This is a genomic window from Candidatus Saccharimonadales bacterium (assembly GCA_039928925.1).
Lineage (GTDB): Bacteria > Patescibacteriota > Saccharimonadia > Saccharimonadales > Saccharimonadaceae > UBA6022.
This window is the reverse complement of the sequence record JBDSSF010000004.1, coordinates 87,144-110,827: the sequence shown is the minus strand read 5'-3', so window position 1 is coordinate 110,827 and position 23,684 is coordinate 87,144. Positions and strand designations below refer to the sequence as shown.

General features: G+C 43.2%; 23 protein-coding genes. 6 read left to right on the top strand and 17 right to left on the bottom strand.

From position 1 onward, the window contains the following. Positions 1 to 1,018 precede the first annotated feature (1,018 nt). Entirely contained in the window at positions 1,019 to 1,975 is a 957-nt protein-coding gene (locus ABIS22_04620; GenBank protein ID MEO7741168.1) for a tRNA-dihydrouridine synthase, read from the top strand. A gap of 169 nt (positions 1,976 to 2,144) precedes the next feature. On the opposite strand, the gene ABIS22_04615 is transcribed toward ABIS22_04620, so the two are convergent. From ABIS22_04615 to ABIS22_04560, 12 genes are all read right to left on the bottom strand, one after another. Next, positions 2,145 to 2,837, bottom strand: coding sequence for a lysophospholipid acyltransferase family protein (locus tag ABIS22_04615; GenBank protein MEO7741167.1), 693 nt, complete (start codon positions 2,835 to 2,837; stop codon positions 2,145 to 2,147). Between the two features lie 101 nt (positions 2,838 to 2,938). Then, the gene (gene atpC / locus ABIS22_04610; GenBank protein ID MEO7741166.1) at positions 2,939 to 3,361 is read right to left on the bottom strand and encodes an ATP synthase F1 subunit epsilon; all 423 of its coding nucleotides are present in this window, start codon (positions 3,359 to 3,361) and stop codon (positions 2,939 to 2,941) included. 149 nt (positions 3,362 to 3,510) lie between these two features. Continuing rightward, positions 3,511 to 3,846, bottom strand: a complete 336-nt coding sequence (locus ABIS22_04605) for a hypothetical protein (protein ID MEO7741165.1) — start codon at positions 3,844 to 3,846, stop codon at positions 3,511 to 3,513. A gap of 77 nt (positions 3,847 to 3,923) precedes the next feature. Continuing rightward, the gene (gene atpD, locus ABIS22_04600) at positions 3,924 to 5,291 is read right to left on the bottom strand and encodes a F0F1 ATP synthase subunit beta (protein MEO7741164.1); all 1,368 of its coding nucleotides are present in this window, start codon (positions 5,289 to 5,291) and stop codon (positions 3,924 to 3,926) included. Positions 5,292 to 5,349: 58 nt separating this feature from the next. After that, the gene (atpG, locus tag ABIS22_04595) at positions 5,350 to 6,216 is read right to left on the bottom strand and encodes an ATP synthase F1 subunit gamma (protein MEO7741163.1); all 867 of its coding nucleotides are present in this window, start codon (positions 6,214 to 6,216) and stop codon (positions 5,350 to 5,352) included. A 4-nt stretch (positions 6,217 to 6,220) separates the two neighbouring features. Then, positions 6,221 to 7,750, bottom strand: coding sequence for a F0F1 ATP synthase subunit alpha (gene atpA / locus ABIS22_04590; protein MEO7741162.1), 1,530 nt, complete (start codon positions 7,748 to 7,750; stop codon positions 6,221 to 6,223). A 13-nt stretch (positions 7,751 to 7,763) separates the two neighbouring features. After that, the gene (locus ABIS22_04585) at positions 7,764 to 8,159 is read right to left on the bottom strand and encodes a F0F1 ATP synthase subunit delta (GenBank protein MEO7741161.1); all 396 of its coding nucleotides are present in this window, start codon (positions 8,157 to 8,159) and stop codon (positions 7,764 to 7,766) included. Between the two features lie 2 nt (positions 8,160 to 8,161). Continuing rightward, positions 8,162 to 8,698, bottom strand: a complete 537-nt coding sequence (gene atpF, locus ABIS22_04580) for a F0F1 ATP synthase subunit B (GenBank protein ID MEO7741160.1) — start codon at positions 8,696 to 8,698, stop codon at positions 8,162 to 8,164. 18 nt (positions 8,699 to 8,716) lie between these two features. Beyond that, positions 8,717 to 8,929, bottom strand: a complete 213-nt coding sequence (locus ABIS22_04575; protein ID MEO7741159.1) for an ATP synthase F0 subunit C — start codon at positions 8,927 to 8,929, stop codon at positions 8,717 to 8,719. 35 nt (positions 8,930 to 8,964) lie between these two features. After that, positions 8,965 to 9,789, bottom strand: coding sequence for a F0F1 ATP synthase subunit A (gene atpB, locus ABIS22_04570; protein ID MEO7741158.1), 825 nt, complete (start codon positions 9,787 to 9,789; stop codon positions 8,965 to 8,967). 3 nt (positions 9,790 to 9,792) lie between these two features. After that, complete coding sequence (locus ABIS22_04565) at positions 9,793 to 10,047, bottom strand: AtpZ/AtpI family protein (GenBank protein ID MEO7741157.1); 255 nt, start codon at positions 10,045 to 10,047, stop codon at positions 9,793 to 9,795. A 243-nt stretch (positions 10,048 to 10,290) separates the two neighbouring features. Then, the gene (locus ABIS22_04560; protein ID MEO7741156.1) at positions 10,291 to 12,561 is read right to left on the bottom strand and encodes a ricin-type beta-trefoil lectin domain protein; all 2,271 of its coding nucleotides are present in this window, start codon (positions 12,559 to 12,561) and stop codon (positions 10,291 to 10,293) included. 106 nt (positions 12,562 to 12,667) lie between these two features. Here ABIS22_04560 and ABIS22_04555 point away from each other — a divergent pair, with 106 nt between their 5' ends. Next, entirely contained in the window at positions 12,668 to 12,943 is a 276-nt protein-coding gene (locus ABIS22_04555) for a glutaredoxin domain-containing protein (protein ID MEO7741155.1), read from the top strand. A gap of 82 nt (positions 12,944 to 13,025) precedes the next feature. Here the strand turns inward: ABIS22_04555 and ABIS22_04550 are convergent, their stop codons facing one another. From ABIS22_04550 to ABIS22_04535, 4 genes are all read right to left on the bottom strand, one after another. Next, the gene (locus ABIS22_04550) at positions 13,026 to 14,675 is read right to left on the bottom strand and encodes an ABC-F family ATP-binding cassette domain-containing protein (GenBank protein MEO7741154.1); all 1,650 of its coding nucleotides are present in this window, start codon (positions 14,673 to 14,675) and stop codon (positions 13,026 to 13,028) included. Positions 14,676 to 14,763: 88 nt separating this feature from the next. After that, positions 14,764 to 16,059 (bottom strand): glycosyltransferase, encoded by a 1,296-nt coding sequence (locus ABIS22_04545; GenBank protein MEO7741153.1) that lies wholly within the window; start codon positions 16,057 to 16,059, stop codon positions 14,764 to 14,766. A gap of 7 nt (positions 16,060 to 16,066) precedes the next feature. Continuing rightward, positions 16,067 to 17,086: a glycosyltransferase family 4 protein gene (locus tag ABIS22_04540; protein MEO7741152.1), complete on the bottom strand. Its 1,020-nt coding sequence runs from the start codon at positions 17,084 to 17,086 to the stop codon at positions 16,067 to 16,069. A gap of 5 nt (positions 17,087 to 17,091) precedes the next feature. Then, the gene (locus ABIS22_04535) at positions 17,092 to 17,922 is read right to left on the bottom strand and encodes an alpha/beta hydrolase (protein ID MEO7741151.1); all 831 of its coding nucleotides are present in this window, start codon (positions 17,920 to 17,922) and stop codon (positions 17,092 to 17,094) included. A gap of 116 nt (positions 17,923 to 18,038) precedes the next feature. Between ABIS22_04535 and ABIS22_04530 the strand changes: the two genes are divergently transcribed. After that, positions 18,039 to 19,820 carry an ABC transporter ATP-binding protein gene (locus tag ABIS22_04530; protein ID MEO7741150.1) on the top strand — a complete coding sequence of 594 codons (1,782 nt, stop codon included), beginning with the start codon at positions 18,039 to 18,041 and terminating at the stop codon, positions 19,818 to 19,820. Here the strand turns inward: ABIS22_04530 and pyrH are convergent. Continuing rightward, positions 19,817 to 20,518 carry a UMP kinase gene (pyrH, locus tag ABIS22_04525; protein MEO7741149.1) on the bottom strand — a complete coding sequence of 234 codons (702 nt, stop codon included), beginning with the start codon at positions 20,516 to 20,518 and terminating at the stop codon, positions 19,817 to 19,819. The genes ABIS22_04530 and pyrH overlap by 4 nt on opposite strands. Positions 20,519 to 20,578: 60 nt before the next feature. On the opposite strand from pyrH, the gene smpB reads away from it, so the two are divergent. From smpB to ABIS22_04510, 3 genes are all read left to right on the top strand, one after another. Beyond that, a complete protein-coding gene (gene smpB, locus ABIS22_04520) occupies positions 20,579 to 21,055 on the top strand; it encodes an SsrA-binding protein SmpB (GenBank protein ID MEO7741148.1) in 477 nt (158 codons plus the stop codon). A 142-nt stretch (positions 21,056 to 21,197) separates the two neighbouring features. Continuing rightward, positions 21,198 to 22,781, top strand: coding sequence for a PKD domain-containing protein (locus ABIS22_04515; protein ID MEO7741147.1), 1,584 nt, complete (start codon positions 21,198 to 21,200; stop codon positions 22,779 to 22,781). A 95-nt stretch (positions 22,782 to 22,876) separates the two neighbouring features. Next, positions 22,877 to 23,677, top strand: a complete 801-nt coding sequence (locus ABIS22_04510; GenBank protein MEO7741146.1) for an exodeoxyribonuclease III — start codon at positions 22,877 to 22,879, stop codon at positions 23,675 to 23,677. Positions 23,678 to 23,684: the final 7 nt, after the last annotated feature.

Genomic DNA, 23,684 nt, shown 5'->3' with positions numbered 1-23,684 from the left:
CAACCGTTGCAAAGACCTACAAATTCCCGTAAGGGGGTGAGTAGCATGTGTACGTCAAGTTGCCAGTCGAACTACGGATCTGACTTCGCTTACCTCAAAAATCTTTCGAAGATTGACAGGGGTAACCGAGTTCTGCAGAAGCTCGAAGGAAAGCAAAATCTTGCCTGCGTGAGGTCATTCCTTTCGGGGATCGCAAGTAAGATCAGCTGACTTAGGTGACGGACGTAGGATCATGGCACCCAGTCATGAACACCTCGAAAAAACAGGTTCAATTGTACTACTCCTGTCCGTCTCTCACTCGACATAATCTTTATTGTGTCAGGCGAGAGATGTGGTAACACTGCAAAAATTTAAAAATCATTGACGAAACAATACCGCTCGTGCTAGCATGGTCTCAGGTGCGTAACATTTGTCCGTCCTGCAAGCCGCAGAAACAAAACAAAAACACGTTCACACCGATCGGATCAGTGATTCTTGGAAGCTCTTGAGCATCTCCGTCACGCCGACGGATCCAACAATTATCACTACTTCCTGCGGAGGCAGACACCTGAACGAGAGCCCGCCGCTCTCTACATACTGGGGACATGCCGTCCTTACGTATACTCAGGTGTCGCCTCCGCCGTAAAACCCCTCACCTCAAAATTCAGGTGGGTTTTTTATTTCATGTATAATATACGATTTAGTACTTGACACTACGAGTAAAACAGACTATAATATAGATTAAGTTTCTTTTTACCACCGGTTGGCTCTTTGAGCCTATCGGATAGTGGGAAATCCCTGCCGTAGTTCTCAGACTACCCCCCCCCCAGTCTGCGGATATCGGAATTGTGTGGACCCCACGAGGGGCAGACCAGGGGAGGAACCCCGCGAACGTGTGCCCCCCGCACACCGTGTCGCCGGGTTCCCCCTGGCTGTCTTGTAAAAATAACTTCTGACCATCGTCGAGTTTACTCCGATGGTCTTTTCATTTCCTTATAGCTTTCTGACCTCATGGTATAATTAACGGAGTAAAAATAGTATGAATAACTTCTGGCACACACTTCCAAAACCATTTTTCATCCTTGCTCCTATGGAAGCAGTCACTGATGTTGTATTTCGTCACGTCGTAGCGTCAGCAGCTCGACCCGATATCTTTTTTACCGAATTTACCAACGCCGCAAGTTATTGTAGTGAAAAAGGTGCGCACAGTACGCGTAGCCGTTTAGCGTTTACGGATGATGAGCAGCCCATGGTTGCTCAAATATGGGGCAATCGACCTGATCAGTTTGAACAAATGGCTAAGGGGCTTGCCAAGCAGGGCTACAGTGGTATAGATATTAATATGGGATGCCCCGATAAATCTGTCGTTAAAGGCGGTGCTGGAAGTGCGCTTATACTACAGCCAGAACTTGCGAGTCAGCTCATTGCTAGCGCAAAAAAATCTGGACTACCCGTCAGCGTAAAAACACGCTTAGGCTATAGCCGTACAGATGAGTGGCATGAGTGGCTGGCTCATATACTGCGTCAGGATATAGTAAACCTTACAATACACCTCCGAACACGTAAAGAAATGAGCAAAGTTGATGCACATTTCGAAATTGTTTCAGATATTAAAAAACTTCGTGATGAAATAGCACCTCAGACTCTTCTGACTATTAATGGTGACATTCGTGACCGACAACATGGTGAAGAACTAGTCGCAAAATACGGTATTGATGGAATCATGATTGGCCGTGGTATTTTTCATAATCCATTTGCGTTTGAAGTGACTCCAGTACAACATAGCAGGGAAGAACTCGTTGCACTTTTGAATTTACAACTCGATCTCCATGATAAATACTCCAGCGAAATTGGTGAACGTAAGTTTGAACCTCTTAAGAGATTCTTTAAGATATATATTCGAGAATTCGATGGGGCGTCAGAACTACGCGAACAACTAATGCATAGTTCAAGCACCACCGAAGCTCGTGAGGTTTTACAAAATACGCTTAACTAGCAGTATCCAGCTAGGCATATGGGTCAGGAATATTTATTCAGTTAATTTTAGAGGAAGAAAAATTAGGAAGCCAAAGTTTGTCAGATTAAATCTTTGTTAAACGTAATTAATTCTAAAATATAAGTGAATAGGTGAGGGCGAACAGGATCGTCGCCCCCACCTCTCACTCTTACTCACCCTTCGACAATGCCTCTTTTGCATCACCGGCATCTTCATCGACATAGAGCCAACCAGCAAGCTTTGCAATCATCTGCATGAGATGACGCGTCTGTGTCTCTTGCTGCAGCTTCTGGGCCGCTTTCAGTTTACCGAAGATGATCGGAGGAGCAAAGGTCATTGGCTGACCGATAATGAGCGTGATCCTTGCACGAAAGCGTGGAATTCTACGGCCAGGTTTATTGGCACGATGCGACCCAATGATCGCCACTGGAAGCACGAGTGCACCGGATTTCCACGCCATATTCACCGCACCAGTTTTGCCCCTATAGACTGCACCGGGTGGTGCTCGGGTAGCTTCGGGGTGTATACCGATACGACCACCTTTATTCAGCACTTCAACGAGCTTCCCAAAGGCGGCTACAGCGTCAACGACACTTTCTCGATCAACAGGAATGGCTCTCCCCGTAAGTGCCCACCTGAGTAGTGCGCCCAGGATACCTGGCTTCTCGAAATATTCTTTCTTGGACAGAAAGATGAGATCCTGTTCGAGAAACGCAGGGAGTGCGTACGAATCGACAACTGCCTGGTGATTTGATGCCACGATGAGAGGACCAGAGGCCGGGATGTTCTCCAGACCGATGACCTTAACATTGAAATACAACTTCATCAACCATTTGGCGATTGTGCGAAGCAGTGCGTGCATGATGACTCCTTTGATAGGATTGGATGAGAAGAGCGGACCCGCTAAAAGCGGGTTATATTAATAGTAGGGATTTTTATAGCTGATTGCAACCACTAGAAGAACTATGGACGATGGCGACGACGAAGACCAGCTACTTTGAGACGAACTGCGTGACGATCAACAAGCTGATGCGCTCGCTCAAGCTCTACTTGATCTTTTGCACTATCTCGCATGGCAATTGCACGATCAAGTGCCGCCTTACTCTCGGCTTCAATAATGTCATCACCATGATCAGCCTCGTCAACAAGAACACGAACTGACGTACCTGTGATTTCAATGACACCTCCGCTTATAGCAAAGTATTCAAGTGTATTATCCTTATCAGATTTATTGTAACGAACCGAAATTACACCTGGAACAGCTACCGCAACCAAGGACTGATGGCCCGGAAAAACTGCAATTTCACCCTCAACAGTTGGAAGGATCACTTCATACGCAACTTGATCAACTTTTTTGCCGTCAAGTGTTATTAGCTCAAGATTCATATCTATTATAGTACCAAAAAACCCTGGTGTTTACCAGGGTTGAAGAACGTGATGATTTGATAGATAGGGGCACTTATTGTCCACCATGGCAGCACTACGGAAGAAAGAATACTCCAGTAGTGCTGCCGCATTAACGGTCTGCTGTGACTTCATGCCAATACGTAGATGGCTAGAAGGACAAGCAGCGTAATGATGAGTGCGATGAGCGCTTTCATGGCTCGGTGGTATCGCTTCTGAAGCAGTGAGGCAACCACAAGACCGATGAGAAACGCAGCGATGCCCATGAGGCCAAGCACGACGAAAAGTCGTAGAAATGGCCATGCCGTTGGACTCCCGTGAGTGTTGTCGAAATGCACGAATGAACCGACAATGCCGCCGACGATAATGAGCACCAACGGGATGACCCACAGTAAGTTCCAGTCCTTCGGTGATTTACCCCAAGGGTCTGGCAACTTGTCGATTTCACTGTTACTGTGACCTGACATATTTACCACCTATCTATCAAGATGCGAGACGATTTGTCTCATAGTATCATTACAGCATATTTATGCTGTAAAATCAACTAATCTTTCTTTTCAGATAGAGGTCCACCAGCCATGTAGAACCAGCTTTCAGGTTTAGCATCGTATTTTCCAGCCAAAATATCTTTTGCATCACGTACGGTATCTTCAAGCTTAATATATACTCCCACATTACCTGTAAATTGCTCGGCAACATGAAATGGCTGTGCAAAGAAGCGTTGTAATCGACGAGCTCGACTTACAATTTGTTTTTGATCATCTGAGAGTTCTTCCATGCCTAGAATTGCAATTATATCTTGCAGCTCCTTGTATTGCTGTAAAACACGCTGAACTTCTCGTGCAACAGTGTAGTGTTCGCTACCAACAACTTCAGGGTCGAGGCTGTTACTACTACTATCGAGAACGTCAACTGCTGGATAAATACCGATTTCGGTTAATGCACGGTTCATAACAATTGTTGCATCAAGATGGGCAAATGTAGTCGCAGGTGCTGGATCGGTAAAGTCATCGGCAGGTACGTATACGGCCTGTACTGACGTAATCGAACCTTTCTTCGTACTAGTAATTCGCTCCTGTAAAGCACCCATCTCCTGCTGCAGGTTTGGCTGATATCCAACTGCAGAAGGCAAGCGACCAAGTAGTGCAGACACCTCTGCGCCAGCTTGTGTGAAGCGGAAGATATTATCTACAAACAACAATACATCTTTACCTTCGTCACGAAAAGCTTCTGCCATGGCAAGTCCTGCAAGTGCAACACGAAGACGGGCTCCTGGTGGTTCGTTCATCTGGCCAAAGACAAGTGACGTCTTGCCTAGAACACCGGCTTCTTCCATCTCGTAGTAGAGGTCATTACCTTCTCGAGTGCGTTCACCAACACCGGCAAAAACTGAGTTACCTGAGTGATACTTTGCGATATTATTAATGAGCTCCTGAATAAGAACTGTCTTACCGACACCAGCACCAGCGAACAAACCAGCCTTGCCACCTTTAGTAAGTGGGGCAATAAGATCAATAACTTTAATTCCTGTTTCTAGAATCTCAGTTTTATTTGCCTGCTCAGAAAGAGTTGGTGGCTGGCGATGGATTGATGCACGCTTGCCACTTGGAGTTGGCTTGCCGTCAATTGCCTCACCAATAACATTAAACATTCGGCCTTGAGTGTCAGCGCCAACTGGAACACTAATCGGAGCCCCCGTTGCAGTAACATCTTGACCACGCTTTAGTCCATCCGTGCTACTCATCGCAATAGTACGAACAGTATGCTCATCAAGGTGCTGAGCAACCTCAAGAACAATACTATCAACCTTTAACGCATCGTAGATGGCTGGTAACTTTGAATCTTTAAATTCAACGTCAATCACCACACCAACGACTTGGATAATTTTTCCTGTATTTTCTGCTTTACTCATATCGTCTCCTTTGTGGTCATTATAGTTGTATCATTCTCATTCCGCTTCATTATATCTATCATTTCATTGCCTCCGCACCACCAGATATTTCGGCTAATTCCTGAGTGATAGCACCCTGACGAGCTTTGTTCATCGCGAGAGTGAGATCATCGGCAAGATCAGAAGCATTATCGGTAGCATTCTTCATCGCAAGCATTCGCATACTATGCTCACTTGCGCGCGCATCTAGAATTGCTTGGAAGATTTGAGCATTAACAAGACGTGAAGTTACTTCGTCAAGTACACGGCTAGCGCTTGGTTCATACGTAACATCACGAGCAGCTCCAACACTTGGCTCAGAAGTAAATCCAGCAGGTAAAATTCTCACCATTTTTGTCTTTTGATTTAAACTTGTGACGAATTCAGTAAATATTAGATCAACGGCATCAACTTCACCCGAAACAAATCTATCTTGAACCATTGCAAACATTGGGAGTAGCGAACTACCATCAGGATGATCTGGTAAGCCTTCGTAGACACCGATAATCTCTGCACCTTTGATCCTTGTGGCAAATTGTGAAGCCTTGCGACCAACAGTGATCGTCTCGCTCTTTATGCTATTTTTAACATCATCTTTTAATTCAGTTGTGTACATCTTAAGAACATTCGAGTTGTACGCGCCTGCAAGTCCTTTATCTGATGCTATGACAATCATTAAGCGAGTCTTAACAGGACGAGATACATATAGTGGATGGTTGTCACTTGCGGTATGGCTCGAAAGTGAGCTGAGAATCTCACTTGCAGCCTGAGTGTAGGGAGCTGATGCTTTCGTTGCTTCTTGGGCACGGCGCATCTTACTGGCGGCAACCAGCTGCATAGCTTTCGTAATCTGCTTGGTACTTTTAACCGAGCGAATTCGAAGTTTTAAGCCTTGCGTTGAAGCCATGAAACTACTTTCCCTCGAATCCCTTAGCTACTTTTTTAGCAACTGTATCAATTAGTGTAAACTGCTCATCAGTTGACTTATCTCCAGTGTTGATAACTCGCATCACATCTTTATGATCAGTCCAAAGACGCGTAAGTAATGAGGCCTGTGCATCTTTTATTTTACTGACTGGAACACTATCAAAGTGCCCGTGTGATACTGCGTACACGCTAACTACCTGTTCCCAGATGCTTGCAGGTTGATATTGTGGCTGCTTAAGGAGCTCCGTAAGACGCTGGCCACGATCAATCTGCTTCTTAGTCGCTTCATCAAGATCACTACCGAACTGGGCGAAACTCGCAAGCTCTCGGAACTGACTGAGGCCAAGTTTGAGGCCACCGCTGACTCCTTTGACAGCCTTCGTCTGGGCAGCGCCTCCAACACGAGAAACAGACAAGCCCGCAGAGATCGCTGGACGAATACCTTGATAAAATAAATCCGTCTCAAGGAAGATCTGCCCATCAGTAATTGAAATGACATTCGTTGGAATGTAAGCAGAGATATCACCAGCCTGTGTTTCAATGATTGGCAAAGCTGTCAAAGAACCTGCACCGAGATCGTCTGACAGTTTTGCTGATCGCTCGAGTAAACGAGAATGAAGATAGAAAACATCACCAGGATATGCTTCGCGTCCCGGCGGGCGACGAAGAAGTAACGACATTTGACGATAGGCAACTGCATGTTTCGTAAGATCATCGTAGATCATAAGAGCGTGCTGTTTGTTATCGCGGAAATATTCTCCCATAGCGGTTGCAGCATAAGGTGCCAAATAAAGAAGTGAAGCTGGGTCAGCCGGACCAGTCGCAACAATAATTGTTTGATCCATAACGCCTTCTTCTTTAAGTCGGTCAACTAAGCGGGCAACTTTCGAAAGCTTTTGCCCAATTGCAACGTATACATTCACGACACCAGTTTTCTGCTTTCCTTGGTTGATCATTGTGTCAATCACTAGGGCAGTCTTACCAGTTTGGCGATCACCAATAATTAACTCGCGCTGGCCACGGCCAATAGGGAACATAGAGTCAATAGCAGCAATACCAGTCATGAGTGGCTCGTGCACAGATTTACGGCCCATCACGCCAATCGCCTCACGCTCAACAAGCCCGGTATGCTTGGTTTTGATCGGCGCACCACCATCAAGAGGACGGCCAAGTGGATCAACCACACGGCCAAGTAGTTCAGGGCCAACAGGAACTTGAAGAAGCGTGCCTTTTAGACGAACCTTCGCACCCGCTGATACTAGCTCGTCACTGCCAAGAAGCACAGCCCCGATTTCATCTTCCATAAGGTTAAGGGCAAATGCATCGACTGTACCATCAGCACTATCAATTTCGAGCATCTCAGAATAACCAGCATCCCGCAGTCCATGAACCCAAGCGACTCCGTCACCAACACGAACAACAATACCTACTTGTCCGAGGCCTTCATTTACTTCAAGATTAGTAATTGCATCTCTTAAGTTCTTACTTAGTTCAGTTACTGATAGTTCAGCCATGTATTCCTCTTCCTTACAGTTTGTTCGCACTTAAGCGAGTTAGTTTATGTCGTAGTGTTCCATCAAACTCTTCGTTTGGTAACTGGATATGGACACCGCCGATGATAGTTGCATCGATATGTTGACGTATATGCAGCTCAGTTGTGTTATAAACAGTAGACACTAATGCACTGATTGATTTTTTTGCAGTTTCATCAAGTGGCTCAATACTGGTGACATCCGCTATGACCGTACCGCTTCGTGCAAGAACATCTTCGATATCGCGAACAATAAGCACAAGTTCACGCGTTCGTCTTGTATCAATAAGAAACGCAGAAAGCTCCTGTGTAAGCTGCTTTAAAGAAGTTCCTTTAAGGATTTCTTTGCCGTAATATTCGGCAATTTTTCGACGGGACAAACGCGTAGCCATGATTAGCTTACTTCCTTAACACTACCTGCAATGATCTTTTTATCAAGTGCCGGTGTTATTGTTTTACCAATAACTTTTTCTGTTGCAAGTGCCACAAGATCAATTGTATCGTTATGAAGTGTCTTACGCGCTGCAATAACGTCTTTTTCAAGTTGTTCACGTGCGTCTTCAACTATATGTTCAGCACGAGCTTTTGCTTTTTTATCAGCTGCATCTGATAAAGCAGCAGACTCGTCTTTCGCAGTGGTAACAATATCACTAGCTTCTTTACGTGCTTCTGCAAGAAGCTTTTCAATATTCTTTTCAGCTGCTGTTGCTTTTTTTTCTGCCTCAAGCGCAGCTTCACTTGCAGATTGGATCTCAGCTTGACGTTTATCAACAGACTTCATCAAGACAGGATATACAAACCTACCAAGTAGAAATACGAGAATCAAAAAAGCAATAATCTGAAAAATTAACGTCTTCCAGTCTATGCCAAGCGCCTCGAAGATACCCCCTTTGACGGCTTCAGTCGTTGCTAATTGAGTGAGTATATTCATACTTTATACGCCTTTTATTTAGAGGAACTTTGCAATAATTGCCACGATGATACCGATGATAGCGAGTGAGTCAGCGAAAACGATCGCTGTAATCATTAGCGTACGGATATCACCAAGTTTCTCTGGATTTCGACCAAGTGCATTAAGCGCACCTGCACCGATAAAGCCCACGCCGATTGCTGCACCAAGTGCAGGTAATGCGTATGTCAAACCAAATGCTAATTCGTTCATTATTTAAATCTCCTTTAGGTATTATTTCAATTATATCATTCCAGCTGAGTTGCCTTTTTGGCGGAAGCAGCAGGGGAATGGTCAGATGATGGGTCGCCGGCATGCGATTCTTGGGCGAGAGAAGTAAATATTAACGTGAGGATAAAGAAAACATACGCCTGGATAAAACCAATAAATAGCTCAAATGCCATGAATATTGGCAGTGTGACAGTTGCAAAGTAGCTCGTTAAGATACCGACAATGAGTAGCAAAACTTCACCCGCAAATGCATTTCCAAATAATCGTAGGCTGAGGGAGACACCTCGTGAAAACTCACCAATAAATTCTAGGACACCTTCGAATGCACCGATCGGATCTTTGAGTGGATTTTTAAAATATCGGCCAGCATTCCCAAAAACACCGTGGTGCTTTATTGCGTAAATCTGCACACCAACCATCGTAATGATGGCGATAGCGAACGTGAAATTCAAATCAGCTGTTAAGCTACGAAACAGAGGCAGCCCATTCCAAGTGATTGAACCAATACCTGGAAGAATACCAAGCCAGTAATTAATCAGGACAAAAAAGAAGATTGTTATGGCAGTTGGGGCAATAGTTCTTGCAAGTTTGCGGTCTGTTATAACATCGTCAACTGACTTAAGCATGCCTTCAAATGCCCACTGCACAAGTCCAACGAAGCGATTCGTTGAACCTTTTTTAAGCTTTGAGCCGACGTAGAAAAATATCACAAGTGTGACAATAGTGCCTAAGAATCCAAGAAGCATTGCATTTGTAATAGCAAAACTTCCGATGTGAAATATCGGTTCGGCCGAAAGGCTGATATGAAGATTTGAACTAGCAAATGTATATAATGTATTCATATATTATTTTTGTTGTACTTTCTTAATTTGGAGACGAACTAGTAGTCCAGCCACAAATACCCCAACTATGATACCTACTGCTGTGAGCCAAGGCTTTGTACCGAATTGTTTGTCGGCAACAACACCCAAGATAGTGAACCCAATGCTTGGCACAAACATACGCCATGTCGTATCACCAATAGTGCTCATCAATAAAATTACCGTCGATTTATCCGGCGGTATGGGCGCTGCACCAGTAGGGTTTGGTGATGTGCTCATGTACTTATATACTGTAACAGTGAACGAAAGAATTGTAAACGATGCCGCGAAAGAATAAAACTCAAAAACACGAACTTTTTACGAATACCGCTCAGTGCCAAGCTAAGCGTCGTTTTACAAATGAAAAAATAGCCCAATCAGCTGCTGAGTATCAAATGCTTTCGCAATTAAATCTCGAATTATCGGTGTATCTATGTCCATCATGTGGCGGATGGCACCTCACGTCATTATCTAATAATAGTACTAGAACAAAACGAGTGGAATAACGTTTGTGTAGCGGTTTGCCTGGGGTATTGAACTATTATTTGTTGTTCCATCGCCCAGTTGTCCATCTGCATTATTACCAACTGTGTAAATGCTACCTGTAGTTGTTAGAATAACAGTCGTGCCGAGTCCAGACTGAACGACCTTTGCCTTAACTCCTGAAGGGAGGTTCATCTTCTTTGGAATATTTTCACTAGGTGATGTTATGCCAATTCCTAATTGACCAAAAGAATTCGTGCCACATCCATATACATCTCCGTTATCAAGGACGACGTAAGTGTTTGCATACAAAGATCCAATACCGCCTGCTTTTGTCGTGTAAACATTAACAGCTTTGCGACCTGCAGGAAGAACCATCTGCGTAAGTGCAGGATTCGCCACCCTTGACGGTAAGCCATTACCGAGCTGCCCACTTTCATTCATTCCAGCACCCCATACTTGCCCACTACTTGTCAGAAATAATACGCTATATTGATCGGTTGCTATACTCTTAACAGTACCAGCGGTACTTGGAATGGGGACAACGCTCAAGTAAGGACTTTGATCCAAGTTCCATTGCTGTGATGTTGAAGCTGCATTACAGGTTATTATACTTAGTGGTGAATCGAGAGCAGTCGCATTACCTGGGTTATTTAAACACTTTCCTGATCCAACATTTTTAATCGTTCCATCATCATTTAAGACCCATGTTTCTGCAGCTACGTCACCATTACAGTCATATATATATGTTGGGTTGCCGTCAGTCGTAAGCCGACCTCCATTAGCCAAACATCTCGAAGTAGTAGCATTAGTCTTTAGCACTATCGTTTTATCAGAGAGGAACTGCACAAGTTCAGACTGAGCAGTTACACACGTATATAAGGATGCCTTTTGATTTGCCGTCGAATTACCTGCATTATTCAAACACATACCAGTTGCTTGGTGGATGAGATGTGATCCTGCTCCGCCTAACTCACCGTCAATATTGTTACCAATAGCTGCGACAACTCCAGTATTATCAAGAATATATGCGGTTTTACCGTCAAATGCAACTTGAGTCGCTTTGGGCTGACCGGAGTCGCCATACACACCAACCTTAACTGGAGTAGAGGAGGCGACAACAGTCCCGTTCCCAAGCTCGCCATAATCATTGATGCCCCATGTATATACACGCCCGCCCTGCATACGAAGATACACATTTAACCTATCAAGTGCCATATTTGTCGGGGGAGTCGAACCAGCTATAGAAACAGGCAAAGTATTCGGATCGCTAAGTACTGGGGTAGGAAGGTTGACCCTGACATATGAGGACTTGTTTGCACATCCAGTTATTGTGTAGTTGTTACCTAGAATACCATACTGACAAGATCCACTAGCATAAACATTATTATCGTCACCTATTACGTATGTTGCAACGCCAAGCACTCCGACATACTTTGCCTTTACGCCCGCTGGAAGACCAAAAACTGTCGGGAACGCAGCTGACGCGTTAACAGTGCCATTACCTAGCTGACCGCTCGTGTTTTGTCCGGCTCCGTAAACCTTACCATCGGAAGTGATAGCAAACATATTTGTTCCTAATGACAAATAGTTCGTTGCTAGTTGAGTAGCTTTTACCCCTCCCGGAAGCGAGAACGGTTGAGGTGTCGAACTAGAAGTTGTATCTCCCGTTCCGAGTTGTCCTTGGCCATTGTAGCCTAGTGCATTAACATCTCCAGAAAGACCAATTGTAGCAAAGTACGAACCTTCCGTGCTTGCATAGCCGAATGCGACATTACTAAAACTTACATCTGCCCCTTCTTGCGAAACAAGAGCCTGACTGTACGTCCTCCATGCAACGTTCGAACTTGACCTTACAAGCTCTACTATGCCATTTACCTTAATCCGCTGAGTACCGTTTGATACGATAGGGGCGGGAACACTAAAAGAGGTTCTCACGCCAGGTGACGTCAAGATATACGCGGGATATCCAACAACAACATTACCTGAACAGTCAGTTGCGGGTGTTAGCGGCTTTGCATCAGTCCATGTTACGGATGAGCCATTATCGCTAATACACTGCTGCGCTCTCGTAGCCCCAGACTGCGAAGCGAGGCGAGCCTGCTGATTATAGTACTGGGTCATTAACTCAGCACGGACAGCAGTATTTGCCTGAATGGAGAGCAGAAGTACGGCCATCATGATTGTTGATGCAATCAAAACAGTCGGAAGCGCAAAACCAACCGAAAACCTCCGAGATACTCTTGATTCATTGACAAGATTCATAAGCATAATACAATTCTAGTATATAGCACTTAAACGTAAATGTTTTAAATTTGTATCAAAGTGATACATTTTAGTGTATAATGTATAGTAAATACAACGAAAAGGAGTACTCATGAGCGATACAGCACAGGTCACTATTTACAGCACTACTTGGTGCGCTTTCTGCCACACTGAAGCACAGTGGCTAGACAAGCTAGGTATTCCATATATCAAAAAAGATATAGAGGAAGATAAAGAAGCCTACGCTGAATTAATGACTAAAATTAACGGGAACTTTCAGGGTGTCCCTGTTACTGACATTGCAGGTGATATCGTTCTTGGATTCGATCGTCCAAAAATTGATGCTGCAATTAAAGCACATAATATTGCACCCGTTTCAGCGGCATAACACTATCATTAAAATATACTTAAACTACCTCGTTAGTAACGAGGTAGTTTTATTTTAAAATGAATGTTAGACCATAAACTTCTTATTTAGTACCAACCTGAACGACATCACCTCCAAGTTGTTTACGGAAATATCCATCATGACTCACATACAAAATTGCACCACTATATCTTCCAAGTGCTGTCTCCAACTCCTCAATTGATGGAAGATCAAGGTGGTTTGTCGGCTCATCAAGTATCAAAAGCTGCGGATCATTTGCAAGCATTGTAATTAATTGAAAACGAGCTTTTTGACCACCAGATAGTTTTGAAACTGGAACATGACCATCTCCTTCCGTGAATAAATAATCACTAAGAAGACTACGAATTTTTGTTGTAGATATAGGTAAGTCGCGAGAAAGATACATTTTTTCGACTGCTAATGCTAGTGGAAGATCAAAGTATGTCGGTAGCACTTCTTGCTCATAAACTCCAATGCGCACATGCGAATCAAGAGTTACTTCACCGGAGAAAACTTTCGGTGTCTTATCACCTAGTAAGGCTTTTATAAGCGTCGTTTTACCAGCACCGTTACGCCCTCGAACCTCAAGAGCTTCGCCTTCACGAAGATCGATATTAACGCCACCAAATAGTGCCGTGTCACCGTACCCAAGGCTAAGGTTTTTTGCGCTTACGAGAACGTGCTTGCTTCTCGACTCATCAGCTTTCATATTCATACGAATATTTTTAGACTTAAATTTGTCATATTGAGCAGCAACCTTATAGTGAAGATTTGCTGCGGACTCCTTATCAATCCAAAAGCTAGGCTTTTCTTTTGCTTGTAATTCATTTAGTTCTTTTCGGCTATTTTCTTCGAGGCGCTTAAACTTTTGGATCGTTCCCGGATTTCGTGACTTCTCCTTAAGACGCTGATAGTCGAGAACTTTTACTTTTAGATTTACGATACGCTTTTCAATCATTTCAAATTCATTCATTTGGCTACCTGTAGACACAGCATTTTGCTTCAAATATGCGTCATAGTTACCCTTGTAACTCACACTTTCACCGTCTTTTAGCTCTACGATTCGATCAACCTCACGAAGTACATCACGGTCGTGAGTAATAACAAGCATGGCTTCAGAAGCGGACTTCATCCAATCAATAAACTGATCTTTGGCGACATAATCCATGTGGTTCGTCGGTTCGTCGACAAGCGCAAGCTGCGCCTGAGAATGCATAATTTTAATCACCTCAACCAATCGTTTTTGACCACCTGATAGTGTCGAAAATTGTTGGTGTGCAATATTTGGTAACTGAAAATTATCAAGCTCACGCTCAATCTGTTCCTCTATTTGATAAAAACCTTTATCATCAAAGCGTTGTAATGCTGTCGTGTAAGTGTCTATCATTTTCATATCATCACCCATAGTAACTGGGTACGTTTCCATAATCTGAGAAAGTTCTGCATATTCGGGTAGACCAGCAAGAACATATTGAAGAACTGTCGTATTTCCCATATCGTGGTGTTCCTGCGCGGTTGATACGATCACGGTACCGCGTTTATAGATAACATCACCAGTAAAATCTTTATCACCGCCAGTAAGAATGCCAAACAGCGTCGATTTACCAACACCATTCCGACCAATAACACCAATTTTTTCACTATCATCAATACTAAACTTAATCCCACTCATAAGAATCTTAGGGCCAAAGCTTTTTTCAGAAATAGTAATATCAGCGATCATCTGATCCATAGTAGCAGAATAGGGGTCAAGATGATAGATAAACGACTGGTAATATTTGACTAATTAATGATTTTGTTGTTTTTACGTCAATTATTAATTAGTCAGTAAGGTGACTTTTAGTAACGCGTTCGTACAATGTGATAAGTTTTTTAACTTGATGTCTTTCAGTAAAACGACGCGCTAATTTTTGACTTTGCTCACCGTATTCTTGACGTTTTTTTGGATGTGCCAAAAGATCTGTCACTTTTTCAGCTACACTATCAGCATTATTGTCTGCATATTCGCCACTTACACCAGGAACCATTACTTCAGATAGTTCACGGTCGAGCAGAACAATAGGTAGGCCAGCAAGCGCAGCTTCATGAAGTACCCAGCCTTGAGTATCTGTAAGAGAAGGAAATACAAACACTTTCATAGATGCGTATACAGCACCCAGTTGCTCACGGGGAAGGGCTCCAGTAAAAGTGATACGATCAGGGCAAGATGACTCAGCGGCTAGTTCCTCAAGTCTCTCACGATATTCATAATCACCCACGAACATAAGTCGAGCTTTTGGACGGGCTGCAACAACTTTTTCTATGGATTCAATTAATATATCAAGATTTTTTTCCGACCCAAGTCTACCTACAAAACCAAATACCTCGTCCGTTCCTGCAATACCCCAATCTTGACGAAACTTTGTTAACTCGCCTTCAGTTGGTGGAGTAATACGGTCAACGCCGTTTGGCATTAGTGTCACATCATAATTATAATTATCTTCTGTCTGCCAACCCTCAAGTTGTTTCTGGCTTTTTCGGCTAAGAGCAATGACCGCATCACATTTACTATAGACGAGCGTAACGACATGCTCAACAATGTCTATATTCCATTGAACGCGTTCACGCCGGGGACGATACATTTTCATAAGCTCGCGGATGTCTTTGCCGTCAACTTTAACCGCAAAAGGCAGTATTGCAACGAGCGCGAGTAGACCCGGGAGAAGCATACCGCTTCTATAATGTTCCACATATTGGCGAAGGTCCGTACAGTGCTGAGCGATCAGCGGCACATCAGTTTTAAATGCGATATAGGCACCCATAAGACCAACCTGACTTGGGGTAAAGAAGTGAATCACATCAAGATTTAATGATTTAGCTTGTGATAACACACGAGGAGGGAAGAAAAGACTAGTGTCATAATCATCAAAAAATGCGCCTTTTATACTTGGGAATCGAATAATATGGTCATCATCGTCAAACAGGGCAGCATGCTGAGAACGACGCACAGTACTTGCTGGACAAAATATAAATACTTCGTGACCCTCAGCCTCAAGATTAGTACGGAGAGATTCGATAACAAATACAATTCCATTTATGGATGGTCTATAGGTGTCAGTAAAAAGGCCTATGCGCATATGGCTATTATACCAGCTGCCTATACAGTTTGACGAGACGCTCTGCAGCAAGGCCTGAATCAAATCGTTCTGCAATAGATTGCGTTTTCGTAACCCATTGCTTATATAGATCATCGTTATCACGTAACATAGCGACAGCTTCAATGAAATGATCGTCATCACAGCGCCATGCATCATGGCCAAATGTGTCATCATACTCAGGAATATCCCGCAGAATAATAGGTATGCCTCTACTTGCAGCTTCTAGTACGCACATAGGATGATTCTCCTGTTCTGCTGGCAGACAGAAAATGTCAGCAACGGCAAAGTAATCTTTAACGTCTGAATGTGGAATAACTCCCGTAACCCTCAGATTATCTGGGACTTCTGTCATGAGTCGATGCATTGACGCGTAGTCCGCACCTAACTGCTTAAAGGGTATGCCACCAACCCATATAAATGTTACATCTGGCAATGCTTGTGCCATTTTTACAAAAATATCAAGACGTTTACGCGGCTGAACCTGGCCATTTCCAAGAACTATAAATGCATCATCTGAGAGTTTAAGGCGGCTACGAGCAGCGGTTTTCTCTGAGCCAGTAGTGACGTAGCGCTTCATGTCGATTGTATTATAGAATACCTCAATTTTTTTCTGTGGCACTTTCAGATCATCGTGCAGGATTTTAGCAACCGTACCCGACACGGCAAGGACTTTGTCTGCACGGTTATAGAACCATTTCATATACCAAGAAGCAGCAAACGACCAATACTTGGCAAGAACTATCGAACCTACGAGTGAAGCTGGAACGACATGAGCCGAAATAACCTTCTTAGGACCAGACTGGGATAATTTTCGCCACGTACGCGGACCAATAGTATGAAGGTGGACAATATCACAGTCCGTTTTTTTACCAAAGTCACCTCTGATAAGAGTGACGTCATCACGCTTTTCAAGTGCAGTAGCTATTTCATCATAAGCTGTGTGAACTCCATGACCTTGAACCGAAATATCACTTTCCGACACGATGTTAACGCGAATTTTATTCATTTAATCTAGTGTAGCATGGATGATTTTATTATCCTTGCGACTACATCTGGAGACTCGATCGGTAATAAATGACCCCCACTTACAAAAGTTACTTCAGTTGAGCCGAAAATTTTCGCAAAGCTTGGGTGATCACGCTGAGTCGCAGTTGTGTCGTGTAGTCCACAAATCACTAATTTCACCTTACCATCAGAGGCGTAGCGATACGCCGAACCGTCCAAAATCATATCCACTAGACCAGCCTGATAAACAGTCTGTGTATAATTTGCTCTTGACGCATGTCCAGCCCAACTCACTCTTTTACGGGCAGCTTTTGATCGAACCTGCATAAGCGCTCGTCCACGAAGATAAACTAAAAAAGGCCAGTTATAGATGTGTGCCCAGAATGAGGCAGATCTCATGATACCTTTTGCATAACGGGCATAGGTTCGACTCGGCGTTGGAACGGGATTTAGCAAAATAATTGTATATTTATCAATAATCTCTTGAGATAAAACTGCTGAGCAGCCAAACGAATGCGCGCAGATAAGCGCTGGATTGCCTATGGTGGTAGTAATACTTTTAAGTGTTGCGCTAAACCAACGTTGTAGACTTTTGGCGTCAGGAAGTGGAATAGGGTCACTATTGCCATGCCCAGGTAGCTCAACAATAGCAATTTGATAAAGCGAGGAAAGTTCGTATGCAATGGCAGCTAGGCCGTGATGATCGCCGCTAATGCCATGGACAAGAATAATGAGAGGCTTGCCGTTTGGCTTTGTACTCCAAACTGCAGTTGAGGATCCGCTGTGGCCATACGTCGTCTTTTGTAGGGCATCGCGGTCCCAAGTTTGATAATCCATACGCATAACTATAACAGGAAAATTTACCGTATAACGAGCAGCAGAAAGTGATAATCACGATGCGCTCGTGTAGGCAGAGCACTATGGATAAGTTCAGGGGTGTTATAATGATGTTAATGAAAAGTATTTGGCGAATTATCCGCTTTACTAGTGAGCTGCGACGATATTACATCGGTGTCGCAGTTTTTACCATTTTAATTGCCGCCGTCTCACAACTTGTACCGATTCTTACAAAGGCAGCGATAGATGAGATTAGCAAGCTATCAGGAGGCGGACATGTGGACATCACAAAAGTTGCGATCTTTGCTGGTTTAATATTTTTGACTGATATTAGTCAAACTCTGTTTAGCAATTTTAGTAACTATTTGGGAGATATGCTTGCAGCTAATCAACAGCGCCTACTAAGCAATCGTTATTACGCACATGTGTTAAGGTTACCTCAGCGTTATTTTGACACTGAATTAACAGGAACGATCATAAGCCGGATGAACCGTGGCATTCACCAAATAAGCGACTTTACTCAAGCACTAAGTAATAATTTCCTATTTTTCTTATTTAGCTCAGTTTTTACTCTTATTATCGTCGCTCAGTATTCCTGGCCAATCGCACTTATACTACTCGCCATGTACCCAATTTTCATATGGCTTACCGCACTTACGAGCGAAAAGTGGCTTGTCTGGCAAAAAGAAATCAACCAAAAAAGCGACGTAGCCAGTGGACGATTTGCAGAAAGTGTCGGTCAAGTCCGCGTGGTCAAGAGTTTTGCCCAAGAAAAGCATGAGCTTCAAATATTTGGTAAATTAATGAACTCATTAGTCAAAACAACAAGTCCCCAGAGCATCTACTGGCAGAAACACGATGCAATTCGTCGCAGCGTCCTGGCGTCAATGACATTTGCACTATATGCATTCATATTTATTGAAGCAGCAAATGGTAAATACAGTATTGGTACTATGGTGTTATTGATTCAGTATACACAGTTAATGCGTATACCTTTATTTAGTATCAGCTACCTTGTTGGCCAGACTCAACGTGCGATTGCAAATAGCAAAGACTATTTCACAGTCATGGACGAAAAACCTGAGATCACAGATCAGGAAAATGCAAAAAAACTAGACGTTGTACGTGGTGCGGTTGTATTTAAAAATGTCACATTTGGATATGATGCGAAGTCTCCCGTGTTAAAAGATTTAAGTTTTGATGTTCCTGCAGATAGTAAAATTGCACTCGTAGGAGAGAGTGGTCAAGGCAAAACGACAATAACAAGCCTTCTTCTGCGTCTTTACGATGTAACGAGTGGTTCGATCACTATTGATGATCAAAATATTAATGATGTTACCCAGGAAAGCCTTCGTCGAAATATTGCAGTTGTATTTCAAGACTCTGCATTATTCAGCGGAACAATCCGCGAGAACATTGCATATGCCCGACCGAATGCGACTGACGAGGAAGTTAAAGCAGCTGCAATTTCTGCAAATGCACATGAATTTATTAGTAAATTCGAGAATCAATATAGTACTGAAATTGGCGAGCGTGGGTTGAAACTATCAGGTGGCCAAAAACAACGTATCGCTATTGCAAGAGCGCTTTTAAAAGATGCTCCCATACTCATACTTGATGAAGCAACGAGCAGCCTTGATACACGTAGCGAGAGAAAAGTACAAGAGGCATTAGAGCGTTTAATGAAAGGACGAACAACTCTCATTATTGCGCACCGTCTTAGTACAATCCAATCGGTTGATACGATCGTCACGCTTCAAAATGGTAAGGTTGATGAATGCGGCTCACCTGAACAGCTAGCTTCAAGTGGTGGCATCTATTCTCAGCTACTCGAACTCCAGCAAAATAATACAGAAAAAGCTGCTAAAAAATTAAAACAATATGAACTTCAAGGCTAGCTACTGATAGTTGTCCCGACCAGTTCACCCCGAGCAACTTTAGCGATATTATCTTCAACTAAAAGTTCAAAAACAATAATTGATTGGTTATGGTCGGCGGCAAGCGCAATTGCTGCCTTATCCATTATTTGAATATCCGGTTGCTCAACTGCTTGCTGTAGACTAATCTTTTCATATTTTTGTGCAGCAGGATTTTTATGAGGATCACTGTCATAGACACCATCAACTTTTGTGGCTTTCAAGATGACGTCGCACTCTAACTCGAGCGCCAAACTAACTGCAGCAGTGTCAGTTGTGAGATATGGGCGACCTATACCACCCGCAACTATAACAACACGACCTTTTTTAAGGTGCGAGAGGGCACGACGATGAGTAAACTGATCAATAATCTGATCCGCTTTAATATTGCTGACAGCACTAGCGGGAAGTCCTTCATTGTTAAATACATCTGTCAGTGCGACCGCATTCATCATTGTGGCCATCATGCCGATATTATCGGCGCTGACACGCTGAACGCCACCACCAGTTAGCTGCGCCCCACGTGCATAATTGCCGCCACCGATCATAATGACGACCTCTGAATCTGTAACCTTTTTAACTTCGGCTGCGATCCAAGCTGCACGTTTTGCATCAAACCCACCCTCGAATTCGCCTTGAAGTTGTTCGCCTGATAGTTTTAAAAGAATACGTTTATACATGCATCTTAGTATAACAAACCACAAATGCTCATAACGTATCTGTTACAATAGAGTGTAATTATGGCACAAAAAAAGAAAGTCGTGACTAAACCTGGAGCCGTCGTCAATCGTCGGGCTCGGTTTGATTATGAACTTGGCGAAGATCTTGTGGTCGGCCTAGCGCTTACAGGGCCTGAGGTTCGAGCTGCTCGAGATGGACATGTACAACTCAAAGGTTCTTTTGTGACAATTCGCGACAACGAATTATGGCTTAATAATACTAGTTTTAGCATTATGCTACAAAAAAAAGGTGACCCTACCAGTCGAAGTATCGATACGAGCCCCCGTAAGCTGCTTGCACACCGTAAACAGATTACTGATCTTGCAATCCGCCGTAAACAGGGCATGACAATAGTACCGACAAAACTTATCACAACAAGTAGACACATAAAAATTGTTATTGCGCTAGGTAAGGGTAAAAAGAATTATGACAAGCGTGAAACCCTGAAACGTCGTGATCAAGAACGTGATGCGTCACGTGCAATAAAAAACAGCTAAATCACTCCAATAGTAATAAGCCATTGTACTTATGTTTAAAACAAATTACTTTATTTGACAATTTTAGTTTAAAATGTGTTGACTTTTTAAATATTTTGTGTTAGTGTATGAAGTATAGTTTTCACTTGAGGAGGTGAGTTACATGAAAAAATTGTTAGCAATCTTATTATCAATTGCCGCTATAGCGACAGTTGGTGCAACACAGCTACACGCACAAGGTCGTGACTGTGATACAAACTCAGTTATTTACTGTGGTGCATTAACAGCTAGTGAGTTTACTCAAAAGTATAACCAGAACAAAACAGGTGATCTTCCTGGGCTATATGCTCATTATGGTATCAATCCTACTGCTATTAGTTCCGCTAAAGATGGAATTACTACTAAAGACGGTCGTGTTATCGTTGATGGTAAAGTAGTTGCAACAAACGCACGCAGCGTTGGTCGCCAGAATATGCCAGGTAGTACTTCATTTAAAGTTGGTAGTACTACATTCTATGAACGAGCTACATCAACAAGCTTTGCATCTGACAGTATATCTGCATTTGTATTCTTTGATAAAGATGGTAATTTCACAGGAGCAATCCTTAAATCATGTGCTAACGCAGTTAAGGCAATCCCAGTACCTCCTAAACCAAAACCTGTTCAAACAGCAGCTTGCGTAAGCATTACACCAACAATCTCTAACCGTAACAAAGTCCACCTAACGACTACTGCAACTGTTACGAACGGTGCAAAAGTTACTGGTTATGTATTTGACTTTGGTGATGGTAAATCTGCCACTACTAGTGCGAATATGACCGACCATGTTTATGCTCAACCTGGTAAATATACAGCTAAAGTAACTGTTAAAACAACACTTGGGGATAGAACTGCTAGCACTTGTAGTACATCTTTTACAATTCCTCCTCAGCCACTAGCAGAATGTAAAAGTCTCATCGCAACAATTAGTAACCGTAATGATTACAAGCTCACTGCGACATCTAGCGTATCCGGCGGTGCTACTGTAAGCGCTTACACATTTGTCATCAAAGACAAGAGTGGTAAAGTCGTTAAGACAACGACTCAAAGTAGCCCAGTACTTACTGGATCACTCCAAGACGGTACATACACAGCGACAGTAACTGCGAAAACAAGTCTTGGCGATCGAAACAGTAGTGCATGTACTGCAGGTTTCACAATTAGCCCCCAGCCAATTGCTGAATGTAAACAGTTGACTGCAACGATTTCAAATCGTACCCACTACACACTTAATGCGCTTGCAAGTGCTTCTGGTGGTGCAAAAATTACTAGCTACCAGTTTGTTATCAAAGATAGCGCTGGCAAAGTAGTATCAAATGTTAACAGCACAACTACAATGACTTCAGGCGACCTTACTCCTGGCGCATATACTGCACAGGTAACAGCAAAAACTAGCCTTGGTGACCGAACATCGAATAGCTGTAAAACCGAAATTGCAATTGACGTAGAAGTCTGTGCAGTTCCAGGTAAAGAGACATTCCCTGCAAACAGTCCTAACTGTGTTGAAAACTGTACAGTTCCAGGTAAAGAAACACTTCCAAAAGACAGCCCTGAGTGTGTTGTTCCTCCTGTAACTCCACCTGAACTACCTCACACAGGCGCAGGTGACGGTATTGGTGCAGTCATTGGCCTATCTGCCATCGTAGCAAGTACTGGCTATTACGTCGCAAGCCGACGCAGCCTACTTTCAGCAATGCTTAACCGATAATTCAAATAGAAAAATGATTAATACCGATTAGAAATAGTCGGTATTTTTCATACCTCAGAGTGGCGGACACAGATAGGCCCTGTTATACTATTTTTATGAAACTCTATTCTTGGAATGTTAATGGCATACGTGCAGTTCTAAACAAGGGTGCGCTGCAGGAGCTTATTAGTACGCATGACCCAGATATACTCTGTCTCCAGGAAACTAAGGCAGATCGCGGTCAATTCGAAATTGATTTTCCCCAGTATAATGAACATTTTTTTAGCGCAGCAAAAAAAGGCTATTCTGGCACTGCAATTTTCAGTAAAACAAAACCGCTCCAAGTGGTCGATGGATTCCCGGAAAGTATCGTAAAAACATACGACGTTCAAGGTGACACATATGGTGACCCAAACAAAGAGGGGAGAGTTATTGCTGCAGAGTTCGATAATTTCTGGATCGTAACAGTCTATACACCTAATAGCAAACGAGATCTAACACGCCTGAGTCTACGACATGATCATTGGGATAAGGGATTTCTCGCTTATGTGAAGCTTCTTGAAAAAACTAAACCAGTCCTATTTAGTGGCGATCTTAACGTTGCTCATACTGAAATCGACATCGCAAGACCAAAAGATAACCTCAAAAATGCCGGTTTTACAGCCGAAGAGCGTGAAGGAATGGATAACATGATCAGCGCAGGATTTATCGATACATTTCGTACACTCCATCCTGAAGAAAAAGATGCGTATACATGGTGGGCACATTGGGGTGGTGCTCGTCAGCGAAATGTTGGCTGGCGAATTGATTACTGGCTTGCAAGTGCAACGATTTCTAATAAAATAATTGGTGCTGCAATTCATCCAGACGTAATGGGGTCAGACCATTGTCCAGTAAGTATTGAAATTGAATTGTAACATTCTT

What these genes read in the sequence shown, in the direction of transcription:
- ABIS22_04575 (MEO7741159.1), bottom strand. Translation starts at nt 8,929, where the DNA reads ATGAACGAATTAGCATTTGGTTTGACATACGCATTACCTGCACTTGGT.
- atpC (MEO7741166.1), bottom strand. Translation starts at nt 3,361, where the DNA reads ATGAATCTTGAGCTAATAACACTTGACGGCAAAAAAGTTGATCAAGTT.
- ABIS22_04540 (MEO7741152.1), bottom strand. Translation starts at nt 17,086, where the DNA reads ATGAATAAAATTCGCGTTAACATCGTGTCGGAAAGTGATATTTCGGTT.
- ABIS22_04545 (MEO7741153.1), bottom strand. Translation starts at nt 16,059, where the DNA reads ATGCGCATAGGCCTTTTTACTGACACCTATAGACCATCCATAAATGGA.
- atpB (MEO7741158.1), bottom strand. Translation starts at nt 9,789, where the DNA reads ATGAATACATTATATACATTTGCTAGTTCAAATCTTCATATCAGCCTT.
- pyrH (MEO7741149.1), bottom strand. Translation starts at nt 20,518, where the DNA reads ATGTATAAACGTATTCTTTTAAAACTATCAGGCGAACAACTTCAAGGC.
- ABIS22_04560 (MEO7741156.1), bottom strand. Translation starts at nt 12,561, where the DNA reads ATGCTTATGAATCTTGTCAATGAATCAAGAGTATCTCGGAGGTTTTCG.
- atpA (MEO7741162.1), bottom strand. Translation starts at nt 7,750, where the DNA reads ATGGCTGAACTATCAGTAACTGAACTAAGTAAGAACTTAAGAGATGCA.
- ABIS22_04555 (MEO7741155.1), top strand. Translation starts at nt 12,668, where the DNA reads ATGAGCGATACAGCACAGGTCACTATTTACAGCACTACTTGGTGCGCT.
- ABIS22_04510 (MEO7741146.1), top strand. Translation starts at nt 22,877, where the DNA reads ATGAAACTCTATTCTTGGAATGTTAATGGCATACGTGCAGTTCTAAAC.
- ABIS22_04585 (MEO7741161.1), bottom strand. Translation starts at nt 8,159, where the DNA reads ATGGCTACGCGTTTGTCCCGTCGAAAAATTGCCGAATATTACGGCAAA.
- ABIS22_04620 (MEO7741168.1), top strand. Translation starts at nt 1,019, where the DNA reads ATGAATAACTTCTGGCACACACTTCCAAAACCATTTTTCATCCTTGCT.
- ABIS22_04550 (MEO7741154.1), bottom strand. Translation starts at nt 14,675, where the DNA reads ATGGATCAGATGATCGCTGATATTACTATTTCTGAAAAAAGCTTTGGC.
- atpD (MEO7741164.1), bottom strand. Translation starts at nt 5,291, where the DNA reads ATGAGTAAAGCAGAAAATACAGGAAAAATTATCCAAGTCGTTGGTGTG.
- ABIS22_04535 (MEO7741151.1), bottom strand. Translation starts at nt 17,922, where the DNA reads ATGGATTATCAAACTTGGGACCGCGATGCCCTACAAAAGACGACGTAT.
- ABIS22_04615 (MEO7741167.1), bottom strand. Translation starts at nt 2,837, where the DNA reads ATGCACGCACTGCTTCGCACAATCGCCAAATGGTTGATGAAGTTGTAT.
- ABIS22_04515 (MEO7741147.1), top strand. Translation starts at nt 21,198, where the DNA reads ATGAAAAAATTGTTAGCAATCTTATTATCAATTGCCGCTATAGCGACA.
- atpF (MEO7741160.1), bottom strand. Translation starts at nt 8,698, where the DNA reads ATGAATATACTCACTCAATTAGCAACGACTGAAGCCGTCAAAGGGGGT.
- ABIS22_04530 (MEO7741150.1), top strand. Translation starts at nt 18,039, where the DNA reads ATGAAAAGTATTTGGCGAATTATCCGCTTTACTAGTGAGCTGCGACGA.
- atpG (MEO7741163.1), bottom strand. Translation starts at nt 6,216, where the DNA reads ATGGCTTCAACGCAAGGCTTAAAACTTCGAATTCGCTCGGTTAAAAGT.
- ABIS22_04565 (MEO7741157.1), bottom strand. Translation starts at nt 10,047, where the DNA reads ATGAGCACATCACCAAACCCTACTGGTGCAGCGCCCATACCGCCGGAT.
- smpB (MEO7741148.1), top strand. Translation starts at nt 20,579, where the DNA reads ATGGCACAAAAAAAGAAAGTCGTGACTAAACCTGGAGCCGTCGTCAAT.
- ABIS22_04605 (MEO7741165.1), bottom strand. Translation starts at nt 3,846, where the DNA reads ATGTCAGGTCACAGTAACAGTGAAATCGACAAGTTGCCAGACCCTTGG.